Source organism: Streptomyces sp. NPDC050625, assembly GCF_040654755.1.
Taxonomy (GTDB): Bacteria; Actinomycetota; Actinomycetes; order Streptomycetales; family Streptomycetaceae; genus Streptomyces.
Map to the genome: position 1 here is coordinate 20,825 of NZ_JBFAIQ010000042.1, position 20,556 is coordinate 41,380.

19 protein-coding genes and 1 pseudogene are annotated in these 20,556 nt (G+C 69.0%); 10 read left to right on the forward strand and 10 right to left on the reverse strand.

The features are described from left to right. Positions 1-34 precede the first annotated feature (34 nt). Genes AB0I54_RS43025 through AB0I54_RS43035 form a run of 3 tightly spaced genes read right to left on the reverse strand, consistent with a single transcriptional unit; the run spans position 35 to position 2,101 of the window. A complete protein-coding gene (locus AB0I54_RS43025) occupies positions 35-508 on the reverse strand; it encodes a DsrE/DsrF/DrsH-like family protein (RefSeq protein ID WP_363301828.1) in 474 nt (157 codons plus the stop codon). Between the two features lie 14 nt (positions 509-522). Then, a complete protein-coding gene (locus tag AB0I54_RS43030) occupies positions 523-840 on the reverse strand; it encodes a TusE/DsrC/DsvC family sulfur relay protein (protein ID WP_363301829.1) in 318 nt (105 codons plus the stop codon). A gap of 19 nt (positions 841-859) precedes the next feature. Continuing rightward, a complete protein-coding gene (locus AB0I54_RS43035) occupies positions 860-2,101 on the reverse strand; it encodes an FAD/NAD(P)-binding oxidoreductase (protein WP_363301831.1) in 1,242 nt (413 codons plus the stop codon). A gap of 471 nt (positions 2,102-2,572) precedes the next feature. Here AB0I54_RS43035 and AB0I54_RS43040 point away from each other — a divergent pair, with 471 nt between their 5' ends. Continuing rightward, a complete protein-coding gene (locus tag AB0I54_RS43040) occupies positions 2,573-2,830 on the forward strand; it encodes an OsmC family protein (protein ID WP_363301855.1) in 258 nt (85 codons plus the stop codon). Positions 2,831-2,945: 115 nt separating this feature from the next. Continuing rightward, the gene (gene trxA, locus AB0I54_RS43045; RefSeq protein ID WP_363301832.1) at positions 2,946-3,317 is read left to right on the forward strand and encodes a thioredoxin; all 372 of its coding nucleotides are present in this window, start codon (positions 2,946-2,948) and stop codon (positions 3,315-3,317) included. Positions 3,318-3,367: 50 nt separating this feature from the next. Here trxA and AB0I54_RS43050 read toward each other — a convergent pair whose 3' ends face one another. Beyond that, positions 3,368-3,955: a rhodanese-like domain-containing protein gene (locus tag AB0I54_RS43050; protein WP_363301833.1), complete on the reverse strand. Its 588-nt coding sequence runs from the start codon at positions 3,953-3,955 to the stop codon at positions 3,368-3,370. A gap of 81 nt (positions 3,956-4,036) precedes the next feature. Between AB0I54_RS43050 and AB0I54_RS43055 the strand changes: the two genes are divergently transcribed. Continuing rightward, a complete protein-coding gene (locus AB0I54_RS43055; protein WP_263215692.1) occupies positions 4,037-4,324 on the forward strand; it encodes a metal-sensitive transcriptional regulator in 288 nt (95 codons plus the stop codon). Between the two features lie 18 nt (positions 4,325-4,342). On the opposite strand, the gene AB0I54_RS43060 is transcribed toward AB0I54_RS43055, so the two are convergent. The 3 genes from AB0I54_RS43060 to AB0I54_RS43070 form a co-directional block, all read right to left on the reverse strand. Then, positions 4,343-5,089, reverse strand: coding sequence for a sulfite exporter TauE/SafE family protein (locus AB0I54_RS43060; RefSeq protein ID WP_363301834.1), 747 nt, complete (start codon positions 5,087-5,089; stop codon positions 4,343-4,345). Beyond that, positions 5,086-5,472, reverse strand: coding sequence for a rhodanese-like domain-containing protein (locus AB0I54_RS43065; protein ID WP_363301835.1), 387 nt, complete (start codon positions 5,470-5,472; stop codon positions 5,086-5,088). Before AB0I54_RS43065 ends, AB0I54_RS43060 begins: the two co-directional genes overlap by 4 nt. A gap of 62 nt (positions 5,473-5,534) precedes the next feature. Continuing rightward, entirely contained in the window at positions 5,535-6,896 is a 1,362-nt protein-coding gene (locus tag AB0I54_RS43070; protein WP_363301836.1) for an MBL fold metallo-hydrolase, read from the reverse strand. Positions 6,897-7,075: 179 nt separating this feature from the next. On the opposite strand from AB0I54_RS43070, the gene AB0I54_RS43075 reads away from it, so the two are divergent. Next, positions 7,076-7,480 (forward strand): DUF302 domain-containing protein, encoded by a 405-nt coding sequence (locus tag AB0I54_RS43075; protein WP_363301837.1) that lies wholly within the window; start codon positions 7,076-7,078, stop codon positions 7,478-7,480. A 32-nt stretch (positions 7,481-7,512) separates the two neighbouring features. On the opposite strand, the gene AB0I54_RS43080 is transcribed toward AB0I54_RS43075, so the two are convergent. Continuing rightward, positions 7,513-8,772 (reverse strand): M64 family metallopeptidase, encoded by a 1,260-nt coding sequence (locus tag AB0I54_RS43080; protein ID WP_363301838.1) that lies wholly within the window; start codon positions 8,770-8,772, stop codon positions 7,513-7,515. A gap of 550 nt (positions 8,773-9,322) precedes the next feature. On the opposite strand from AB0I54_RS43080, the gene AB0I54_RS43085 reads away from it, so the two are divergent. Together AB0I54_RS43085 and AB0I54_RS43090 are read left to right on the forward strand one after the other, a co-directional pair. After that, positions 9,323-9,694 (forward strand): hypothetical protein, encoded by a 372-nt coding sequence (locus tag AB0I54_RS43085; RefSeq protein WP_363301839.1) that lies wholly within the window; start codon positions 9,323-9,325, stop codon positions 9,692-9,694. 274 nt (positions 9,695-9,968) lie between these two features. Then, on the forward strand, positions 9,969-10,343 hold the full coding sequence (locus AB0I54_RS43090) for a hypothetical protein (RefSeq protein ID WP_363301840.1): 375 nt from the start codon (positions 9,969-9,971) through the stop codon (positions 10,341-10,343). A 114-nt stretch (positions 10,344-10,457) separates the two neighbouring features. Here the strand turns inward: AB0I54_RS43090 and AB0I54_RS43095 are convergent, their stop codons facing one another. Further along, positions 10,458-12,830, reverse strand: a complete 2,373-nt coding sequence (locus AB0I54_RS43095; RefSeq protein WP_363301841.1) for a SpoIIE family protein phosphatase — start codon at positions 12,828-12,830, stop codon at positions 10,458-10,460. Positions 12,831-12,927: 97 nt separating this feature from the next. On the opposite strand from AB0I54_RS43095, the pseudogene AB0I54_RS43100 reads away from it, so the two are divergent. Next, a pseudogene (locus AB0I54_RS43100) lies at positions 12,928-13,464 on the forward strand (maleylpyruvate isomerase N-terminal domain-containing protein); the annotation flags it as partial. A gap of 43 nt (positions 13,465-13,507) precedes the next feature. Here AB0I54_RS43100 and AB0I54_RS43105 read toward each other — a convergent pair. Beyond that, positions 13,508-15,334: a stealth family protein gene (locus AB0I54_RS43105; protein ID WP_363301842.1), complete on the reverse strand. Its 1,827-nt coding sequence runs from the start codon at positions 15,332-15,334 to the stop codon at positions 13,508-13,510. 315 nt (positions 15,335-15,649) lie between these two features. On the opposite strand from AB0I54_RS43105, the gene AB0I54_RS43110 reads away from it, so the two are divergent. Genes AB0I54_RS43110 through AB0I54_RS43120 form a run of 3 tightly spaced genes read left to right on the forward strand, consistent with a single transcriptional unit; the run spans position 15,650 to position 20,555 of the window. Beyond that, positions 15,650-16,570: a hypothetical protein gene (locus AB0I54_RS43110; RefSeq protein ID WP_363301843.1), complete on the forward strand. Its 921-nt coding sequence runs from the start codon at positions 15,650-15,652 to the stop codon at positions 16,568-16,570. After that, positions 16,567-19,398 carry a stealth conserved region 3 domain-containing protein gene (locus AB0I54_RS43115; protein WP_363301844.1) on the forward strand — a complete coding sequence of 944 codons (2,832 nt, stop codon included), beginning with the start codon at positions 16,567-16,569 and terminating at the stop codon, positions 19,396-19,398. The genes AB0I54_RS43110 and AB0I54_RS43115 overlap by 4 nt, the downstream gene beginning before the upstream one ends. Before the next feature lie 53 nt (positions 19,399-19,451). Then, the gene (locus AB0I54_RS43120; RefSeq protein ID WP_363301845.1) at positions 19,452-20,555 is read left to right on the forward strand and encodes an acyltransferase; all 1,104 of its coding nucleotides are present in this window, start codon (positions 19,452-19,454) and stop codon (positions 20,553-20,555) included. Position 20,556: the final 1 nt, after the last annotated feature.

Genomic DNA, 20,556 nt, shown 5'->3' on the forward strand with positions numbered 1-20,556 from the left:
CCCGTCGTACCCACCCCCGAGGACCCCGGTCGTCTCAGGTGTAGATGATCTGGCTGCCGGCCGCACGCTCGTAGAACTCCCCGACCGTGATGATCCCCTGGACCTGCTCGACCAGGTCGTCCTTGTCGAGTTCGAAGAGGTCGACGGACGCCTTGCAGGCGTAGATGCCCGCGCCGGTGTCGGCGATCATCTCGATGAACTCGGGGATCGGCGGGATGTCGAGCTTGTCCATCTTGCGTTCCATGTACCGGGTGACCAGGTCCGGCACGCCCGGCATGCCGCCCAGCAGGGTCGGCAGGTGCAGACCCGGGTTGCCCACGGTGGGCAGCTTGATGTGCTCCCACCGCTTCTTCGTGATCGCGTCCAGGCCGAAGAAGGTGAAGAACAAGTCCGCCTCGATGCCCTCGGCACGGGCGCCGTTGGCCATGATCAGGGCCGGGTAGATCCCTTCCAGGGATCCCTTGGAGACGATGATCGAGACCTTCTCGATCGTTGCGGTGTCGGCCATGACGGGCCCCCTCCTCAGATGCAGCCGCGGGGCTTGGGGATCCCGGCGATCTTCGCGGCAATCTTCGCCGGGCCCTTCGGGAAGAGCTGGTAGAGCTCCTTGACGCTCACGCCGGAGGTCTTGCCGAGCACCCGCACGGTGGGGCCGGTGCCCTTGGCCGCGTGCTGCTCGCGCATGAAGCGGATGACCGTCCAGTGCCGCTCGGTCAGTTCGTCGATCCCCTGCTCGCGGGCGATCTGCTCGGCCATCGGCTCGGTCCACTGTGCGGGGTCGGTGAAGAAGCCTTCGTCGTCGACGGGGACGGCGGTGTCGGCGTAGGTGGCGGTGGGCATGACGGTGTGCTCCTCTCGGTCAGGCGGACACATGGTTCTTGCCGCGCTCGGGCATGGCCGAGCCGATGCCGGGCACTTCTCGGCCGGGCAGCAGGCTGTGCCAGTACAGCCACTCGAAGGCGAGCTTGCCGAGGTGGCTCGCGTGCGACTCCTTCAGCAGCGGCAGGCCGACGGGGCCGGGGAAGTGGCCGGGCAGCGGCTCGGTGTCGTAGTTGAAGTCGATGAGCAGGGCCTTGTGGAAGCCGGTCTCCACGAAGCAGTTCGTGTGCCCGTCGAAGGCGGCGTCCAGCGGCTGTCCGGCGAGGAAGCGTCCGATGTTGTGCACCAGCACCTCGCCCTCGAAGTGGGCCACCGAGCCCGCCTTCGACGCCGGCAGACCGGCCGCGTCGCCGATGGCGAACACCTCGGGGCGGTCCGGGTGCTGGAGGCTGTGCGGGTCGACGGGGATGAAGCCCAACTCGTCGCCCAGTCCCGCGGAGCGGCCCACGTACTCCGCGCCGGCGTGCAGCGGCACGACCACCGCCAGATCGAAGGGCACCTCTCGCTCGTCGTACGACACCAGCCGGCCCCCGGCACCGTCGACCTCGCCGAGCGTGAACTCGGTGACCAGCTCAACTCCCTTCTCCTTGAGCAGCCCACCCAGCGCCTTGGCCGCGACCGGCTTGGTGAAGGCCGCGTCCAGCGGGGTGACGTCTGTCAGCTCGACCCGGTCCCGGATGCCTCGCCGCTGGAAGTACCAGTCGGCAAGGAACGCGAACTCCAGTGGCGCGACGGGGCACTTGACCGGCATGTCCGCCACGTCGATCACCACGCGGCCGCCGTCGAAGCGTTCCAGCGCGTCGTGCAGACCGGCCGCGCCGGGCAGGTCGTAGAAGGTGAAGACCTTCTCGCCCCAGCCGGGACCGGTCAGGCCCTCGGTCTCCTCCGGCAGCAGCGTCGCTCCGGTGGCGACCACGAGGATGTCGTACGACAGCCGGATGCCCTCGGCGAGGTGCACCGTGCGCGCGTCCAGGTCGACCCGCTCGATCCGCGCCTGCTTGTAGTCGACGGCCGTGTCCAGCTGCCGGGGACGCGACCGCACGAGGTGGCGCGGCTGGGCGAGCCCGAACGGCACGAACAGCAGGCCGGGCTGGTAGAGGTGGTCGTCGTCCTGGTCGACGACCGTGATCCGGCACTCGCGCCGGTCGTATGTGCGACACAGGCGGTTCGCCGTCATGGTGCCGGCGGTTCCGCCGCCGAGAATCACGATGTGTTTGCCCATGTCTTCAGCGTCGTACGGGAGATGGCGGCCGGACATGGGCCTCTCGTCCCCACTCGGGTACCCACCCGGGTATGTCTTCGGCTGGGACCACCGACCCCGGCGGTCCGCCCACGCGCCGCGAACCTCCTGGAAAAATACCCCGCAGGGTATACCGGTGCGGCCATGGGTGCGAGGGCCGAACGGTCCTCGGCGGACCCCGTCGGCCCCTCGCCCCGCACCCGCGCCCAGTGGTCGACTGGATTGCGGAGCAGCCGACACCAGCGAGAAGGGCTCGGCCATGACCGGCAGCGCACCTCACGCCCTCAGCACGAACCGCCCGCAGTCCACAGCCGTGCACCGTCTTGAGGTCACCCACGTCGAGCAGGACGCCTACACGGTGGACGTCCGAGGACACCGCTCCGGGTCGACCAGCCGCCGGAGGCGGGCGGCACGGACACCGCACCCACCCCGACCGAGCTGTTCGCGGCGTCGCTGGCCACCTGTGTCGCGTTCTACGCGGGCCGCTACCTCCACCGGCACGGACTCCCCCGCGCCGGCCTGCGCGTCCGCACGGAGTTCACCATGGCCACCGACCGCCCCGCCCGGGTCGCCACCCTGCACGTCGTGGTCGTCCCACCGCCGGAGCTGCCCGAACAGCGCCGCGCGGCACTGCTGGCCGTGGCCTCGCACTGCACGGTCCACAACACCCTCCACCAGCCGCCCGAGATCGACATCGCACTGGAACCCTGAGGCCGCCCCCTTCCGTCACCACTGGTCCTGGCCTGCATGGAACAAACCCGACCCCGCACCGGTTGAACCCGGCAGATACCCCACCGGGTATATACGCAGCAGGAGAGGGAACCCCATGTCGACCGTCGAACTGACCAAGGACAACTTCGAGGAGACCATCACCGGCTCCGACATCGTGCTGATCGACTTCTGGGCCGCCTGGTGCGGACCGTGCAGGATGTTCGGCCCCGTCTACGAGAAGGCGGCCGAACGCCACCCGGACATCGTGTTCGGCAAGGTCGACACCGAGGCACAGCCCGAACTCGCCGCGACTTTCCAGATCTCGTCCATTCCCACGCTCATGGCGGTCCGCGACCGGACCGTGCTGTACGCCCGGCCGGGCGCCCTGCCGCCGCAGGCGCTGGAGGAGCTCATCGGCAAGATCCGGGCCGTCGACATGGAGGACGTACGCCGGCAGGCCGCCGCGGGGACGGCGGGCGGGAACTGACGGCACAGGGCACCCGCGGCGGCTGCGTGGGTGCCCTGTGCCGCAAGGGTTCAGCGGTTGCGCAGAGCGGCGAGCGTGGCATCCAGGTCGGCCGCGCGCGGGCGGTTGTGCGGCAGCTTGCCGAGCATGACCGCCATGCCGCAGGTGTTCGTCAGGGCGGAGAAGACCAGGCCGCCCGCGATACCGGCCGAGATCAGCAGGAGGGCGGGGTGCACGAGCAGGCCCAGGGCGAGGCCGAGGAGCACCATGGTGCCGGCGGTGAAGCGCACCTGGCGTTCGATGCTCCAGCCGGCCCGGGTGTCGCAGGCCGCCGGTGTGTGCAGGTCGTGCCCCTCGGCGGCCCAGGCGCCGGTGCCGCCGGCGAGGGTCGCCGTGGCGATGCCGTGCGCGGCCAGGAGCCGGCAGGCGTTCTCGGAACGGGCTCCGGAGGCGCACACGACGAGGACGTCACCGCGCTCGGCCGCGTCCCGGATCTCCGGCAGCGCCCGCCGGATGTGGTCCACGGGGATGTTCAGCGCGCCGGGCAGGTGGCCCGAGGCGTACTCGGCGGGCGTGCGCACATCGATGACGGTGAGCTCGTGCAGCCGGGTGCGGGCCTGGTCCGTGCCGAGTGTGACGGGAGCGGGGGAGTTGGTCATGGCAGTTGTGATCCTTAATGGTCGACGTCGTCCCGAACCGGGACGTACAGTACCCCTAGGGGTATCTTTCGAGGAGTGATCGTGGAACTGGAGCTTGAGGGTGCGGGCCTGAAGGCCGTGCTGAACCGGCTGCGCCGGGCACAGGGGCAGATCTCCGGTGTGATCCGGATGATCGAGGAGGGGCGCGACTGCGAGGACGTGGTCACGCAACTCGCCGCCGCCTCGCGCGCGCTGGACCGCGCCGGTTTCGCGATCATCGCGACGGGCCTGCAGCAGTGCGTGACGGACATGGAGTCCGGCCGCAAGAACGGCGAGGACCCGGAGGCGATGCGCGCCCGCCTGGAGAAGCTGTTCCTGTCTTTGGCGTGATCATGTTTGAGGCCGGCCTCACGCGACCGCGTCGATCAGCATGAAGGCGGCCACGGCCAGCAGCGCCAGGGCGAAGATCCGCTGAAGCGTGCCCCCGGAGACCTTGGCGGACAGCCGCCTGCCGTCCCAGGCGCCGAGGATCGCGGCCCCGATGAAGGGGCCCACGACCGCCCAGTCCAGCCCCTCGACCGTACCGGCCCGGGTCGCCAGCGCGGCCAGTGAGTTGACGCTGATGACCAGCAGGCTGGTGCCCACCGCGTTGCGCATCCGCATGCCGAGCACGCCCACCAGGGCCGGTACGGCGAGGAAGCCACCGCCGACACCGAGGATGCCGGTGACCGCGCCGAGCCCGGTACCGGCCGCCGCGGCGCGCCCCGGCCGCACCGTCACGGTGCCCTCCGCGGCCGGACCGGAACGCAGCATGCGGACGGCGGCCGCTCCCGCGACCACGGCGAACGCCGCCGTCAGTGCGGCCTCCGGCACACGGGCGGCGAGCGCGCCGCCCAGCATGGCCGGACCGATCCCGGCAGCCGCGAACAGCAGCCCCGTACGCCACCGCACATTCCCGTCGCGGGCATGCGCGAGGAGCGCGGTGACCGAGGTGAGCGTGACGATGACCAGACTCGCGGTCGTCGCCCCGACCGGACTGAAGCCGAGCAGGTAGATCAGCGCGGGGACGGCCAGGACGCTGCCGCCTCCCCCGAGCGCGCCGAGCGCCAGGCCGATGACGGCTCCGGCGGCCAGGGCGAGTATGACCGCGCTCACGCGACGGTGCCGTTACGGCCACGCTCGTCCACCACCGGCAGACCCGCTTCGGCCCAGTCCCGCATCCCGCCGATCACGTCCACGGCCTGGGAGCCGCGGGCGACGAGCAGTTCGGCCGCCTGTCGGGAGCGGTTGCCGGAGCGGCAGATCACGACCAGGGGCAGAGCCTGCGCGTGAGCGGGCAGCCCCGCCCCGGCGGCCAGTGCGGACAGCGGCAGGTGCACGGCTCGCGGCGCGTGCCCCGCCTGCCATTCGTACGGTTCGCGCACGTCCAGCAGCACGGCGTCACCGCCGTCGTCGGCGCCGCCGTGCCCGGTGCGCACGGCCGCCTCCTGCACGCTCACGCGCCCTGGGCCGCGCCGGCCTCGTCGGAAGATGCTCATCTCGGTTTCTGGCTCCTGTGTCCCATGTCGGTACGGAGTTTCGGCCTCTGCGCCCGGCGCCGTCAGGCGGTCCGGACGGTGAGTCCCGCCTTCTCGGCCGCGTCGAACGAGTCGTCCACGGCGACGACGTCCCGGCCCGCGGCGTCCAGCAGGGAGGCGGCGATCGCCGCGCGCGCTCCGCCCGCGCAGTGCACCCACACCTCGCCCTCGGGAACCTCGTCCAGGCGGCGGTGGAGGGTGTGGATCGGGATGTGGACCGAGCCCTCGACGAACCCACCGGCCCGCTCCGAGGCCCGGCGCACGTCCAGGACGACGACGTCCTCGGACCGCCCGGCGAGGTCGGCGAAGGTTCCCCTCGGGAAGGAGGCCGGCGCCTCGCCCTCACGCATCCAGTCGGCAGGCCCACCCGTGGCCGCGGCGGCCGGCCGGTCGATACCCACCCGCACCAGCTCACGCTGGGCGGCAGCGAGCTGCTCGGGCGACTCGGCGAGCAGGGTGACCGGCTTGCCCCAGGGGATCAGCCAGGCCAGATACGTGGCCAGTTGCCCCTCCGCCTCGAAGTTGAACGAGCCTGCGACATGCCCATGGGCGAAGGCGACCCGATTGCGCAGGTCCACCACCCACTCCCCCGCGCCCAGCCGGGCGGCTATCTCCTCGGCGTCGGCAATGGCGGGCGGGGTCAGATCGACGGGCGCGGGTCCGGCGGCGTTGGCCGGGCCCATGTGCGTGTAGTAGGCGGGGACGTCGTCCAGGCCCGCCAGCAGATCGGCGACGAAGGTGTCGACGTCCCGGGTGAGGGCCTCGTTGGACGCCTTCTCCTTGCCGATGGTCGTGCCAGTGCCCTCGGCCTGGGAGGACGAGCAGAAGCTGCCGAACCCGTGGGTGGGCAGCACGGCCGTCTCCTCGGGCAGCTCGGCGGCCAGCCGGTGCGCGGAGGCGTGCTGGGCGCGGGCCAGCCCCTCGGTCAGCCGGGGCTCGACCAGATCGGGGCGGCCGACGGTGCCGATCAGCAGCGAGCCACCGGTGAACACCGCGGCCGCCGTGCCGTTCTCCTCCAGCACATAGGAGGTGTGGTGGGGGGTGTGTCCGGGCGTGGACAGCGCACGCAGGGCCAGGCCGGCCTCGGGGTCGACCTCCGTACGGTCACCGTCGTGCACCGGTACGCGGTCGAAGGCGACGCGGGCTCCGGCGGGCACGAGGTAGGCGGCACCCGTGACCCGGGCGAGCTCCAACCCGCCGGTGACGTAGTCGTTGTGCACGTGCGTCTCGACGACGTGCGAGATCCGCACCCCGCGCCGAGCGGCCGCCGCGATCACCTGGTCGAGGTCGCGCGGCGGGTCGACGGCCACGGCCGTGCGCTCACCGCCCGCGAGGTAGCTGCGGTTGCCGAGTCCCGACACCTCGATCGTGTCGATGAAGAACACGAGGCACTCCCTTCCGGTGATGGATTACCCCAGGGGGTATACCTAGGAAGGTAACATGATTACCCCAGGGGGTATTTTCAAGGGCCGGAAGGCCCGGAGAAACACCTCATGTGCACGTCGCACGCGGCCGGACACCCGCCCCGCGCCACACGAGCCGATCAGAAGGGCAGACCACCGCCATGCGCTACGACCGCACCGTCCACCTCGACACCGACTTCGCCACCGCCGTCACCCGCACCCGCGAGGCCCTCGCCGCCCAGGGCTTCGGCATCCTCACCGAGATAGACGTCACCGCCACACTGAAGGCCAAGCTCGACCACGACATGGAGGACTACGTCATCCTCGGCGCCTGCAACCCGCCCCTCGCCCACCGCGCCCTGGAGACCGACCGATCCATCGGTCTGCTGCTGCCCTGCAACGTGGTGGTCCGCCGCGACGGCGACCGCACCGCCGTACAGGTCCTCGACCCCAACACGATGGTCGCTCTCACCGAACTCGACGCCCTTCGCCCGGTCGCCGAGGAGGCCACCCGCCGCCTCGACGCCGCCCTCACGGCCCTGGCGTCGACGGACACGACCGACTGACGGCGCTCCGCCCTCCCACGCGGGCCGCTGTGTCACCGCACCGTCCACGTCAGTGAGGTGGTCGTCTGCGCCCGGACCGCTGGATCCCGTATGGCAGTCGCGTGGTCGGTCACGGTGGCCGTGACTTCGTGGCCGCGGCCTCGGACGCCCAGTTCACGTGGTGTCACCGACAGCTCGCCCGTGGCCCACCTCACCTGCCTCCCGTCGGCGTACCAGGTCAGTTCGAGGTCGGCGAGGCCGGTCAGCGGTGCGAGACGTACCGTGATCCGGCGACCTGGCCCGATCGGCCGGGATCGAGGGAGGGAGGAGGTCAGCGCGTCCGCGTCGGCGCAGAAGCCGGCGATCATCGCCTCGCGGCCGACGAGGTTGAACTCGGTTGAGGCCAGGGAGCGCATGAGGGACGTCTCGGTCGGACGGTAGACACCCGCCTCGTAGTACCCCCCGCCTTCGTACGTGCCCACGACCGAACCGGACGGATCCTGCTCCCCGAGCCAGCGGTACCACTTCGTCGCGCCCGGATCGCGGCGGAGGGTGAGGTTGGCGACGGCCGGCTCCTCGGCGGAGGGATACGTGCCGTAGCCCGTGTATTGGTACTCGTCGGCCAAGTGACCTATGGAGTGGCCCAGTTCGTGGGCGCCTATCAGGTACGACCTGTCGTTGTCGGACGACATCGTCGCCACCCCATGGAAGGCCGAGCCCGACGGCAGGTCGGCAGCGGAGTAGCCCGCGCCGCCGTACTTGGTGGAGTTGGCGACGACGAAGACGATGTCGGCGTCCGGGGCCAGCTCGGCGTACCGCGCGACCTCATCGGTGTGGACGCACAGCAGTCGCTCGACGCCGTCGCAGAAGAAGGAGGCGCCCAGCGCGGTGTCCTTGACGACGTCGGCCCCCGGGTCACCGGAGACGCCGGACTCGTTGGAGACGGTGTTGACCAACCAGACGTTGAACAGGCCGCGGTAGCTCCGGTACGGCTCGATACCGAAGATCGCGTCCAGCTTCTCCTCGGCGTCGACGGCGAACTCGCCCTGCTCGTCCGCCGTGTAGCCGTCGCCCAGCACCACCAGGTCGACCCGTCCGGACACCGGACCGGTGCGCTGGAGTGCCTTCACCGCCGAAGTGGCGCCCGCCGGTGTCGGCGTGTGGCGGGCGATCCGGCCCGGGGTGCCCGCCGGGACGGTCACCTGGCGGGGCTCGGACAGAGGTCCCGGGAAGTACTCGACGTGCTGAGTGCGGACCGGAGGCACGGCCGCCTCCGCCCGCCCGGGATTCACTCCGCCGACCAGCGCCGTCATGGTGGCCAGGACAGCCCCGACGGCGGAGGCCCAACGCATACGCGGTCTTGCGCGGTACGGCACGGCGACCTCGCTTAAGTATTCAGTTAAGTGGATTTAATGCCGCGCTTAATGTAGGGGACGAGGCCGCAACTGGCAAGGCTGTCACCGCAGTTGACCGAAGACCGAGAGCCGCTACTGCGTGACCGCTGCGGCAGATCGACGTACCGGTGACGGCGGCCCCGGGGATGTGCGGGTGAGTACGGAGGGCGGCCGGGTGCCGGTGGCCACCACCACGGCCACCGCCGACGGCCCGCTGTTCGGTATGAAGGTAAATGCCGGGCGATAATTTTGTCCGTATTTTGGACACGGTATTTCCGTGTGTGACCAGACTCGCGATGCGCTGCCGGTTTCCGGCTATTTCACTTACCGACCTATTACGTCGTGGTTACCTATGCACTTTCGCTTGGATGCCCTCATCCGAGCCGGCGGACTAGCGTGGTTATTGCACGAAGCGCCCCGTACAATCATGGTCTTTGACGGGTCGTCCTTCTCTTCGATGGAGGCCGCCATGTACGTGCATGCACGGGCATTCGCCGCGGGAGCGATGTCGGCCGCGCTACTCGCCGTCGGCGCAGGTGGAGCCGTGGCTGCTACGACGCCGCCGCATCCCGCATCGATCACGGTCAAGGCTAGCCCCACGACCGTGAAGGCCGGACGCACGGTCCACTTCGTCGGGCACACGACCGGCATTCGGGCCGGAGCAACCGTGATGCTGCAGTTGGACAAGAACGGTAAGTGGGTTCCGCTTCACGTCAACTCCAAGATCAAGAAGGGCAACGCGTACGCCCTCGCGACCCGAGTGAACATGAAAGGCACACAGGAATTCCGTGTCGCCTCGGGCAAGACCCACTCCCCCGCTGTCAAAGTGACAGTGCAATAGGCCATTTCCCTACCGAGGGATGGAGCACCCTCGGTGTACGGCCGCTCCGCGTCTGATCGTGACCCTCGGGCCGGAGCGGCCGACTTTGCGTCCGCTCCCGGCCCCACGCGTCAATCCTGGTCATCGGGCGAGCTTCGCAGACCGCCTTTCGATCATTGTGTGTCACCTCTGGAGAGACACCCCTCGGGCTGGACCCACCCGCCTACGGTGCGGCCACGAGGGCGGGTCCCAAGCGGGCGGCCCGCCGCAGCCGACAACCAAAGGGGAGGCTTCGATGACGAGTGTGGAAGTGTCACTGAAGGAGATGATGGCGGGGGTCGACGGGGCGCTGGGGGCGGCGGTCGTCGACTACACCAGCGGTATGGCCCTGGGCACCCTGGGCGGGGGCAAGGGCCTGGACCTGACGGTCGCCGCGGCCGGGAACACGGATGTCATCCGCGCCGAGGTGCGCACCATGGAGCATCTGGGTCTCAAGGGCCAGATCGAGGACATCCTGATCACCCTGGAGAAGCAGTACCACCTCATCCGGCTGGTCGCCGGTCGTAACGGCAACGGGCTGTTCCTGTACCTCGTACTCGACAAGACCCGCTCCAACCTGGCGATGGCTCGCCATCAACTCAAGAAAGTGGAGGAGCAGATCGAGGTGTAAGCCGCTCCAGATCCGGGCTGACGTGTGCTCATGAATTGAAGAGTTCTTCAAGTCATCACATGCACATGATCCCAATTCGGGTAGGCGGGCAGCGCGGCCGCGTCCTTCCTCCGGCTAAGGGAAGGCCAGTTCGGCCCAGATGGTCTTCCCGGATGCGGTGTACCGCGTGCCCCAGCGCTGGGACAGCTGGGCGACGAGGAACAGGCCCCGGCCTCCCTCGTCGTCCCGACGCGCTCGCCGCAGGTGTGGTGCGGTGTGCGCGTTGTCGGACACCTCGCACAGCAGGCAGCGATCCTTGATCAGCCGCAGCATGACGGGTCCGGTGGCGTACCGCATGCCGTTGGTGACCAGCTCGCTCACCACGAGTTCGGCGTTGAACGCAAGCTCGGACAGGCCCCAGATGTCCAATTGGCGCTCGGTCAGTGTGCGGGCGTGAGCCACCATGGCCGGGTCGGGCGGCAGCTCCAGGTCCGCCACATGGTCGGCGTCGAGCCGCCGGGTGCGGATGAGCAGCAGCGTGGCATCGTCCACCTGCGGTCCCGGCGGCAAGGCCGACAGCGCCCGGTCACACAACTCCTCCAGCGGGCATCGTTGCCAGGTGAGCACCTGGGCCAGGCGGTCGATCCCGCTGTCGATGTCGGTGCGCCGGTCCTCCACGACGCCGTCGGTGAAGAACGCCACCAGGCTGCCGCTGGACAAGCTCAGGTCGACGTTCTCATAGGGCAGGCCGCCCAGTCCCAGGGGCGGTCCCGGCGTCAGCGAGGACAAGGCCACCGAGCCGCTCGCATCGGCCACGATCGGCGGGGGATGGCCCGCGCTCGCCCAGGTGCACCGGCCGTTCACCGGGTTGTAGATCGCGTACAGGCAGGTCACCCCGAGCGCCTCGTCGCTCAGCCAGTCATTCGCGTGGGGTTCGGAGTCCTGCGCGACCAGGCCGTCCAGCCGGGTGAGCAACTCGGCCGGGTCCAGGTCCAGCAGCGCAAGGGTCCGTACGGTGGCGCGCAGCCGGCCCATGGTCGCGGCCGCGTGCACGCCGTGGCCCACCACGTCGCCGACGGTCAGGCCCACTCTGGCACCGGACAGCGGGATCAGGTCGAACCAGTCGCCGCCCACGCCCACGCGGTTGTCGGCAGGCAGATAGCGGTACGCCACGTCGACCGCGCTCTGCTCGGGCAGGTGCTGTGGCAGCAGGCTTCGCTGCAGTACCAGGGCCGCCGCATGCTGGCTGGTGTAACGGCGGGCGTTGTCGATGCCGACGGCGGCTCGCTCGGCCAGTTCCACGGCGAGCGTCTGCTCCTCGGGCCCGAAGGGGTCGGGGTTGCTGCTGCGCCGGAAGGTGGCAAGGCCCAGGACGGTGTCGCGGGTGAGGAGCGGGACGAACAGGCAGGTGGCCGAGGCGGCCGATCCCCTCTCGCCCGGTGTCTCGGACGATGAGTCGTCGACGACGGGGCGGCTGGTGGCCAGGCTCAGAGCCTGCGGTGACGACGGTGCGTAGGAGATGGGACTGGTCCGGAACTCCTCCGGGGTCCGGCCGTGCAGCCGCAGCAGACTGTGCCCCGGTGCCGAGCCCGTCGGCGGCTGGCGTCCCTCGATGACCGCCGGCGGCAGATCGACCAGCACTTCGTCGGCCAGCTGCGGTACCGCCACATCGGCGAGCTCCGCGGCCGTACGGCGCACGTCCAGCGAGGCACCGATGCGCTTTCCTGCCCGGACCAGCAGCGACAGCCGTTCCTGGGCCCGGTAGCGGTCGGTGATGTCCAGGGACTCCTCGAACAGTCCCAGCAGCTCGCCGCGGGCGTCCACCAGCCGGTGGTAGGAGCAGGACCAGACGTGCTCGCGCACCGGGTCGGCGGGGGCGCGGCCGCGATAGTGCATGCCCATGATCGGTTCGCCCGTCGTCATGACGTGCTCCATGATCTGGTCCTCGTCCGGAGGGTGGTGCCGGGAGATGAATTCGCCTTCGGGAAAGAGATCCGCGGCCGGCCGGCCGATGTACTGGGCGATCCCCGCGAGCTCCAGATCGGTGGAGACGTTCCCCCAGACGACGCGCATGTCGGTGTCGAAGATGGTCAGGCCCACGGTCGACTCGGTCGCCATTCCCTGGAGCAGCGCCAGCTGCGCCTCCCAGCCGCGCAGTGCCTCCAGCTCGGCCGCGACCACGACGGTGGCGGCGACACCCAGGTGTTCGAGGGGACTGAACGTCACGGCCGCGCGCAGGGTGCGTCCGTCCCGGCAGCACAGGTCCAGGACGGTGCTGCGGGGCTTGTGCGTCTTGCACAGGGCCGACAGCCGCTGCCCGGGGGTGGACGCCAGCAGTCGACCGGCCGGCTTTCCGAGCACGTCCTCCGGTGAGTGTCCGAGGAGGCGCTGGGCCGAGGCTCCCCACCCGGAAATGCGGCCTTCGGCGTCCAGTACTGCGGCGGCGGCCTTGGAGAGGTCCAAAGGACTGTGGAAATCGACGTTGGCCGTATCCGGAAAACGATCCATGACACCGCTTCCCTCCGTGCTCCCTCAGCATCCCGTGCCGCAGGAGGGACGACAACCGCACCCACGATCAGCACCTGCTCACGCAGGGCGACCACCGATGGTCCCCACGCGGTTCGGGGCTGCTCGACAGGAAATCGCCTCCGCGCCCAGCCTCGACGCGCGGGTGCCGACCTGCCCCGAGTGGACGCTCTTCGATCTGGTGCGGCACCTGGGCGAGGGGCGCCGCCGCGGGGCCGCCATCGTTGCCGCAGGGCCTGCCTCCGCTCCCCCGGCCAAGTCCGCATGGGAGGGCGCCCCGGCGGCGCCTCGGGAGCGCGAGGCCCTGGCGGCCTGGTTGGCCGCGTCGACGCGGCAGCTACTGGACGCACTGCGGGAGGCCGGCCCGGATCGCGGCTGCTGGACGTGGTGGGGTACGTCGCAGTCGCCGCAGACCTGCAGTGCCGTGGCCCGGCACCAGCTCCAGGAGATCGCGCTGCACATCTACGACGCCAAGATCACCGTGGGTGCCCCGCAGCCGCTGCCGGACGAGGTGGCCCTCGACGGTGTCGACGAGTTCCTGTCCACCTGCTGCGCAACGACGAGCGCCTGGCCGCACCAGCCCGCTGTCGTCGATTACCACACCACCGAGGGCCGCTCCTGCTCCAGGCCTGGGAGCCGGAGGAGTAGGCGGTTCAGGTTCAGGAGTGTTTCTCGAATCGGCTCGGCACGGGGAAGTAGGCGTCGAGGAAAGACCTCAACAGCCGGTTGCACCGGTCGAAGTCTGCCTCCGTCGAGCAGGTATCGTTGAGGCAGAACACCTTCTTGTCGCGCTTCAGCAGCAACTGGTCCAGTCGATTCGCCGAGTTGGGCAACGACACGTCGACGTAGACATAGGAGAGTTCCGAGGGCAGCGCCCGCTGTGTGTGGAACGCGTAGTAGTGGTACAGCGACGATGGCACAGCCAGGTCGTCCGGCCCGCGGAAGCGTGTGCTGGCCGTCAGCTGATGCTGTTCGGGGAAGTCCTTTTCGATCTCGTCGAGAATGGTGCGCCGCAGGGGGTGCGGGACGTGGCGCATCTTCTGTACGAGCAGCCTGCCGAACCGGTCCTGGACGATGGCCCTGTTGTTCTTGCCCGCGAGGGAAACCGGTGGGTCCTCGGTGAGGCGGGGCCCCAGGGGCACCAGGGCGGGTGAAGGGAAGAACTTGCTCAGGCCGTTGGCGAGGAAGAAGTCTTCGGGAAGGACCTCGTTGCCCAGGAACACGTCGTCGTTGAAGTAGAGGAACTGCTCGGACAGGCCCTCGATGTGGTGGAGTTGGCTTTCGATCGCGTGCGAGTTGAACGTCGGAAGGTACTCCTGCCGACTGAATATCTCGCGATGGCTGACCACGGTGATACCGGGCTGGGCAGTGTCCAGCCACGCCGGCGTCTGGTCATCGGTGACGAGGTAGATGTTGCGGATCCACGGGGCGTGCATGGCCAGCGAACGAAGCGAGTATCGCAGTTCGTCGTGGTCCGCATACCGGCCCGCGTTGGCCGCCTCCACATGAAGTCCCTCGCTCGACACCGCCGCCCGGCGGCGCAGCCACGCCGGATCGTTGCCGTCGACCCAGGTGTAGACCGCGTCCACGGGAAAGTCGACGTCTCCTGGGAGCAGGGCTGTGAAGGCCTTGTGGGTGCGCACCATTGCGGTGGAAGGGGCATGGAGCCCGGCCGGAGCCGTGAAGTCCGAAAGAGGAGACCGTACTTCGGGCTCGTCAAGAGGTACGGACTCGGTGACCGCGTTGCGGCGCGGTGCGCGGAGCATGCCGTCTTCCGGCGCCCAGAACTCGATCTCGCAGGCATGCTCGGGCCCCAGTACCAGTTGTGCACTGGGCTCGGTGTGGAACCAGAACAGGCTCAGCGTCGACGCACCCGAACCCGCCCGCCACGCGCGCGCCCGGTGGGCGGGAACGACACGAGGGCCGCGGGCTCCTCGGCGCACCAGATACCCCGGAACCTCATGAGACAGCTTGCGCAGTGAGCTCACGGCCCGCTGCCGGTCGCCGACGGGCACCGCAACGATGGTGGAGTGCCTCTCCTGACCGCGTATGCAGAAGTAGTCGATGCCGGAGCGCTCCAGGGCGGCCGTCACTCTGGACAGGTTGCCTGCCCGCGCCACATGCGGCGCAAGGTCCACCTCACTGAATGCGATACGCGCACGGCCATGGGCCCAGGTGACCACGGCCCCGGTGGCCGCGATCCGTGAACGACACAGCACGGCCAGCACCGAGAGCATCGCGCGGCGCACTGCGGGCGTCACGAACGCACCACTCACCAAGGCCTTGAGTCTTCTTCGTGACTCGGGAGAGTAACGGCGGGCGATGGTTCGGCGCAGCCGGTGAGGCATCAACGCGCGGTAGGCCCTGACGAGAGCGGCACCTTCGGCATTGACCGAGCGACTGCTGGTGGATCGGGGTTCAGCTGGGGACGTTGGGGACCGCGTCGATGACTGCGGCAGTTCTTGTTCGGCGGCGGTTGGGTCCATGGTGAGCCTTACCTTTCCCGGCCTCTCCAGGGCTGCCGGGCATAGCGCCGGCAGGGCAAGAGACCTTCGCCTCGGTGAGGATGCCGCCGAAAACCGACAGGTTCACTGTCACGGCCGTAACACGGATCACAGACTCAGGTGGGAACGGATGGTGGCTGGGAGCGGTCCTGCTGGCCAACAAGTGTGTGTCCACTCTTGTGTTCCACCGTCAAGCGCAAGCAGAGGTAATCGGGTGTCATGAACCAAGCTCTGTTGTCCCATGCCGTGACCCTTGCGGCGCGGGCCCGCCGTACGGTGAGACGGGCCCGTGGCAGCATGGAGCAGATCAGAACCGTGCCCGCCTTCGGTGGTCCGGGGCGTGGCCAGTCGGTGCTGCGCCCGGTGCACCTCTCGGTGCTCGGTGGCGGGACGCTCAACGTGGCTGTGCCCGCTCCCGTTGGTCATGACGAACTCGCGTCCGCATTCCTGCACATGGAGCGGCGCACGGAGTCACGTCGCATTGCCTTGGATCCGGAGGAGCAGCAGGACGGATCCACTCTGCTGACAGCCACCACCGCGTTGTGCCATCCACACCATGACGATCCGCAGCAGCCAGGTCTCAGCCTCGGGGACGGGCTGTGGCGGCTGACCGTCGTGGTCGCATACCGCTCGGGTTCCACGGCACGGTTCGCCGTGACGCCACCGCCCACGCCCACCGGGGACGGTCCCACTCGCCCGTCCTGCCCAAGTGCTGCTACCGGCACGGTATTTCGGCTGGTGCGCTCCATCGAGGGGCACGTGATGCTCAAGGTCATCGCCCCACGCCGGCAGGCCGAACTCATCGGCTACTCCGTGCGCTGGGACCGCGTCACCGTCCACGGCCGGCTGATCGCGCCCGGCCTCCCGCCCTCACACTTCACCGCGGAAGCGGTGCCGCGCACCGTGGGCAGCATCATCCCGATCCGCCCCGAGTGGCAGGGCGACCGGTTCACGTTCGATGTACCGCTCGCCGCCATGTCCGCGGGAGCAAGGACAGGGCATCTGTGGGACCTGCGTCTGCGGTGCGGCCGTACGAAGGTCAAGATCGGTCGACGACTGACCGACGTCCGGCACCCCGGCAAGGTCTTCCGTACGCCGTTCCGCACCGTCGCGCTGACCGACGGCACGCTGCTGCGGGTGCACGCCCATGTCTCCGGAGCCGGACGGGCCGCGGTGAGCTGCACCATCATTCCCACACCCGAGGACCACACCCGATGAAGATCACTTTCCTGCTCACCTGGGCCGACGGCATGGGCGGCACAGAGATGGCTGTCTACACCCAAGCCGCGCACCTCGCACAGCGCCATGAAGTGGAAGTGCTCAGCGTCTTCAAGACCCTTGAGGAACCCTTCTTCGAGGCGGGCCGCGCGGTGGCACGACGCTATCTCGTCGACCGCACCGGACACGTCGGCCGGCCGGTGCGCGCCAGCACGCTCGACGAGGGGACGTGCCGTTTCCTCACCTCGCTCCCCAGCGAGATCATCAAGCCCGACTGGGAACCCACGTTCGATCGGCTCTCGGACATCGAGCTGACGGCAGCGTTCTCCGCCCTGGACACCGACGTGCTGATCACCACGACGCCGGCTCTGCTGGCAGCCGCAGCGGAGCTGGTGCCCTGGAACGTCATCACCATCCACCAGGAACACCGCGCCTCCCAGCTGCGCGGGGTCACCGGCGAACCACTGCTGATGTACGCCCCCGCGGTCGACGCGCTCGTCTCACTCACCGAGCGCACCAGCGAGTGGTTCGCCGACTCCCTCGGCCCGGCCGCACCGGTCCTGGCTGCCATACCCAATGCCGTGCCGGACGGTTTCCGGCCCCGGTCGGACCTCACGAACAAGACGATTGTCCTGGCCGCCCGGATGACGCCCGAGAAGCAGCTCGACCATGCCATTGAAGCGTTCGGATCCCTCGCCGACGAGCACCCCGAATGGACCATGCGCATCTTCGGGGACGGCCCGCAGGAAGTTCGTCTCCGACGGATGATCGACGGGTTGAACCTCCACGACCGCGTCCAACTCCTCGGCCAGTCCCCCCAGATGGAATGCGAGTGGGCCAAGGCGGGCATGGCTCTGCTGCCTTCCCGCAACGAGGCGTTCCCGCTGGTCCTGCTGGAGATGATGGCTGCCGGCCTGCCCGTGATCGCCTACGACATCGTCACCGGCCCCGCCGAGATCATCCGCCATGGAATCGACGGCCTGCTCGTCCCCGCGGCGGACAAGGAAGCCCTGGCCGACGCGATGTCCACGCTGATGGCCGATGACGCGCTGCGCCGCTCGTACGGCGCAGCCGGCCGCACAGGCGTGCGGGAGCGGTTCTCGGCGCAGCGCATCACTGCTCAGTGGGAAGAACTCTTCACCCGCCTGGCAGCCCGCAGGACCACAGCGACCCGTACCGCCGACCGCGCGGACCGCATGGCCCGCCGGGCCGCCGCCGGTGGAAGCCGCCACTTCAACATCGCTGCCCCCGTCAGCACACTGGCGGCTTCCACGGACGAACAAAAGGCCAGAGAGGTCATGCTCCAGGCCACGGACCGTACGGGCAATCTCGTCAGAAGCGCCGGCCGGCTCGCCGAGGTACGAGACGACATCTCCGCGGCACGCATGGCCGAGTGGAATCTCGAACTCGTGACCGAGGCGCTCACCACACACCATGTCCCCTACCTCATGGTGCGCGACGGCACTCCTACCCATCGCCTCGCCGTCGAGATCGAACACCGCGAGCAGGTTCTCCACGCGCTCGCCACCGCGCTCCACGCCCAGCCCGTCTACGCGGAGCTGATCACTCCCAAGGGAGTGGCGCCCGGTGCGGTTCTGGCCGAGCGGCTGCGAGCGGTCGGGGACGTCATGGGCCTGCGCGTCTTCAAACCGGTCACCACCGAGAGCCGCACCCTGCGCTATGGCCCGGCGTACGGCTGCCAGGTCGAATTCTGGGCCGAGAACGACGAGGGCGAGGAGCTGCCCGGCTGGCGCAGGGCTCCCCGTGGATCCACCCTGGTCGGGCCCTGCCTGCCCGATCTGAAGCCCACCGCGCAACTGCGCATCGGCAAGCGCGACTATCCCACCTCGACGGCGTTCACCGACCGCCTCATCGGGGACATCGACTTCCCCATCGACGCCGTCTACACCTGGGTCGACGACACGGACCCCGAGTGGCGCGAACGGCGCGACGCGGCAAGGAAGTCCGCAGGCATCGCCGACGAAGAAGCGGACAGCGGGGATGTCCGGTTCCGCAACCGCGACGAACTACGCTACTCCCTGCGGTCGTTGGCCATGTACGCCCCCTGGATCCGCAACATCTACCTCGTCACCGACGACCAGGTCCCGCACTGGCTGGACACGTCCCAGCCCGGCATCACGATCGTCAGCCACCGGGAGATCTTCACCAAGGCGGACTGGCTGCCCACCTTCAACTCGCACGCCATCGAGAGCCAGCTCCACCACATCAGCGACCTGTCGGAGCACTTCCTCTACTTCAACGACGACGTCTTCCTGGGCCGCCCCCTCACCCCGCAGTCGTTCTTCACCAGCAACGGCCACACGCGCCTCTTCTGGTCACCCACCGCGGTTCCTCCCGTGCCGCTGTCCCAGGAGGACGAGGGCTACTTCGCCGCTGCCAAGAACAACCGGGCCCTGCTCCAGCGGGACTTCCAACGGACCACGACACAGGGCTTTCTGCACACCCCCCACCCGCTGCGACGCAGCGTACTCACGGAGATCGAGGAGACGTACCCGACCGAGATCGCCACCACCGCGTCCAGCGCCTTCCGGGCGAGGACGGACCTGTCCGTCCCCTCCTCACTGCACCACCACTACAGCTATCTGACCGGCCGCTCACACCCGTCCACCCTTTCCAGCTCATTCATCAACGCCGGCCGCTACGACCACCACACCCGTCTGAGCCGTCTGCTCGCCACACGCAGCCACAGCGTGTTCTGCATCGGCGAATCGCCGAACGCAGAAGTCCCGGTGGACGAACAGGACCGCGTCCTGCGTGCCTTCCTCACCGCCTACTTTCCCGTGCCGTCGCGGTTCGAACGGAGCTGACCGCACACGCGCTCCGGCGACGTACTTCACATTCCCACAGGAGAGACAAGGCCGTGTTCGATCAAGTCAGCCGCGCGCGCAGTGCACCACCGCGGGAGAGCAGGGACGCCACGCAAGCCGGTGACCGCCCCCGGCGACTCCATGTGCTGGACGCGCTACGGCTCATGGCCGCGCTCGCCGTGATGGCCTATCACTACCTGGCCCGGGGCGGCGGCTGGCACACGGACGTGAAGGCGATCTTCCCCTCAGCCTTCCCTGTGGCCGCATACGGCTGGCTCGGCGTCCAACTCTTCTTCCTGATCAGCGGCTTTGTCATCTGCATGAGCTGCTGGGACAAGTCGCTGCGGGAGTTCTTCGTCTCGCGTGTGGTGCGGCTCTACCCGGCCTACTGGTTCGCGGTCGTCGCCACCACGGTGACCGTGGCGGCCATCCCCGGTGGCGCGCGCCCACTGCCGTGGAGCGATGTGCTGACCAATCTGACGATGCTTCAAGAGGCCCTCGGTGTCCCCCATGTGGACGGCGTCTACTGGACGCTCTTCGTGGAGCTGAGGTTCTATCTGCTGTTCGCGATCGTCGCGTGGTGGGGACTGACGTACCGCCGTGTCCTGCTCTTCTGCTGCGTCTGGGCCGCGGCCGGCGCACTCTACGCGCGGGCGCCGGTCAACGACCCGGTACGGCTCCTGCTCATGCCGGACAGCAGTTGGTACTTCATCGCCGGCATGGCGCTCTACCTCATGCACCGGTACCGCCCCAATCTGATGCTGTCCGGCATTGTCCTGCTGTGCTTCTGCGCGTCCCTCCCCTTCGCGCTGAACACATGGAAGAACACCGGCACGTACATGGGTCATACCGTGCCGTCATGGCCAGTGATCGTCATCATTGCGGCGAGCTTCGGCATCATGACACTCGTCGCCACGACGGAACTCTCCTGGATGTCGTGGCGTTGGCTCACCGGCGCGGGCGCCCTCACATATCCGGTGTACCTGCTCCACCAGGACATCGGCCGGGAGCTGTTCAGCCTGCTGTCTCCCCGCGCACCGTCCGGCGCGCTGCTCTGTCTGGTGGTCGCGGCCATGCTGATTCTCGCCTGGCTGGTGCACCGATACGTCGAGCGCCCTCTCGGACGCCGCCTGAAGCGAGGCCTTGCCCAACTCTGAT